The following is a 2,321-nucleotide window of genomic DNA, read 5'->3' as shown; positions in this document are numbered from 1 at the left end:
CGCGGACGCCATATGGGGGTGGGTGGCCGGCGGGGCACTGATGCTGCTGATCGCCGCCGTGATGGTCGAACTGGGCATCGCCGTGCCCAAGACGGGCGGGCTGATCTTCCTGCCGCTCCAGGCCGCCGGGCCGCTCGTGGCCACGGTCGTGGCCGCCGGCCTGTGGATCGTCTACGCGGCGAACCCGGCGAGCGAGGCGGCGGCCATGGTCCGCGGGCTGGCGTACGAGTACCCGTGGCTGCTGGAGAACGGGGATCGGCTGGCGGGGGCCGGCGGGCTCGGCGGGAGCGTGGCCCGGCCCTACGACCTGTCGAACAGCGGTCTGCTGTGCGCGGTGGCGTTCCTGGCGTTGATCATGGCCGTGAATCTGCTGCCGCAGCGCCGGCTGATCCGGCTGAACCTCGTCGTCACCGTGGTGAAGGTCCTGATCCCGGTGCTGATCGTGGTCTGCCTGTGGCGCTACACGCTCGACACCGCGCACAGCTGTGTGCCGAAGGACGTCTGGTACCTCAGCGGGCAGGAGGACACCAAGGCGGCCCTCCAGGCGAGGGCCGGGCACCCGAAGCCGCAGGACTTCCTCTACATGGTGCTGGGCGGCAGCATCATCTACGCCTACATCGGCTTCCAGGCCCCGCTCGACTTCGCGGGCAACGTCAAACGGCGCGGCAGGGGCGAGGCCGCCCGGCTGCGGTGGGCGGTGTACGGCACGCTCGTCGGCGCGTTCCTGCTGTACACGGCCCTCCAGTGGATCTTCGGCCGGCTCTGCGGCGAGCTGACCGGCAACATGCTGGCGTCCCCGTACGCCCAGTTCGCCACGGCCCTGGGCGGGATGTGGCTGGTCTGGCTGATCCGGCTGAACGCGGTGCTGTCCCCCATGGGATCCGGGATCGTCTTCACCCACGCCCTGACCCGCGAGGTCGCCGCCCTCAGCCGCGCCCACCTCACCCACCGGGGGCTGCAGACCGCCCGGCGGGCGTCGTTCCGGTTCCGGGGCGCCGAGATCGACGCGTTCTGGATGATCCTGCTGGTCAACTTCACCATCGGTTTGGTGATGCTGCTGCTGGTCAAGGGCAGCTGGGAGGACCTGGTCGCCCTCAACAGCGTGCCGGCGCTGGTGGTGTACGCCATGCCGGGCGTCGTCCTTGTGGCGTTGAAACCGCCGGGGTTCCCGGGCGCACGCCGGGTACTGCACCTGGTGCTGTCCGCGACCGCGTTCGTCGCGATCGCCGTGGTGATCCACGAGGCCGGGTGGGGCAAGGTGTGGCGGGGCATGGCCGCCGTGGCGGTGGGCTCGGCCCTGCTGCTCGGCCTGCCCCTGCTGGCCCGGCTCGACCTGCCCTTCCTGGGACGCCTGTTGCGCCGCTACGACGCCCGGGACCATGTCTCCCGCTTCGCGCGCCCCGACGATCCCGCCGTACGGCCGGTGCTGCTCTTCCTCACCCATCTGGCGGTGCTCGTGCTGTGCACGGGGCTGCGGGACGCCCTGGACGGGAGGTTCGAGGACGTGGGCCTGGTGACGCTTCCCGTCGCCGCCCTCTCCGCGGCCGTCCTCTTCCCCCTGCTGGTCACGGCCTGCCGCCGCTACATGGCCGCGGTGCCGCCGACCCTGCCCGGTCCCCGGCGGGAGGCGGAACCGGAGCCGAGGACGGCGGTCACCGCAGGGACTTGATGACCCACTCCGCCGCCTCGCGCCGCCCGGCGTCCCGCAGCGCGGTCACCGCGTCGTCGCGGTGACCGACGTCGGACCAGCGGCCCACGGTGGCGCGCAGCAGCAGTTCCGCGTCCGGCAGCGGCAGCGCGAGCACCCCGCCGACGACCTCGACCACATCGGCCGGGGTCACCAACTGCTCGTTCTCCAACAGCCGTTCGAGCAGGGTCCAGGCGACTTTGTGCAGCCCTGCTCGGTGCAGCCGTCCCGCGACATCGGCGACCAGCGCGGCGTCGACCGTCAACGCGTGGGAGGGGTCGGACAGTTCACGGCACGCGGCGCGTACGGCGACGGAGTACCGGGCGTCGTGCAGTGCGCGCAGGCAGTCCACGAACCGGTCGCGGTCCGCGTCCGGCCGCATCACGGCCATGGCGAGCCGGCGCCCCACCGTGTCCGCGGCGCGGGTCCGGTCGCGGCTGCGGACGACCCGGCCCAGCAGGGTCACCAGGTCGGCGCCGGAGCGCCCCTCCACATGGACGGCGGCCGCGTGGCCCAGCATCTGGGAGCACTGCGGGTCGGCGTCCTCCACCCGCAGCCACTCGTCCAGCTGCCGCAACTCGTTCAGCGTGCGGGGCACGGCCCCCGAACCGTCGGGCCCCGCACGCTGAACGAG

General features: G+C 72.7%; 2 protein-coding genes. One reads left to right on the top strand and one right to left on the bottom strand.

The annotated features are described in order from the left end of the window. Window positions 1-1,669 (top strand): APC family permease (locus AOK23_RS13640; RefSeq protein ID WP_157878026.1); only part of this gene is annotated, 1,669 nt, incomplete at its 5' end. Here AOK23_RS13640 and AOK23_RS13635 read toward each other — a convergent pair. After that, window positions 1,653-2,321, bottom strand: a 669-nt coding sequence (locus AOK23_RS13635) for a hypothetical protein (RefSeq protein WP_206336196.1), incomplete at its 5' end; no start/stop codon positions are given. The genes AOK23_RS13640 and AOK23_RS13635 overlap by 17 nt on opposite strands.

The sequence above is a fragment of the Streptomyces torulosus genome (assembly GCF_001419765.1).
GTDB classification, from domain to species: domain Bacteria; phylum Actinomycetota; class Actinomycetes; order Streptomycetales; family Streptomycetaceae; genus Streptomyces; species Streptomyces torulosus.
This window is presented reverse-complemented; position numbering and strand designations above follow the sequence as displayed.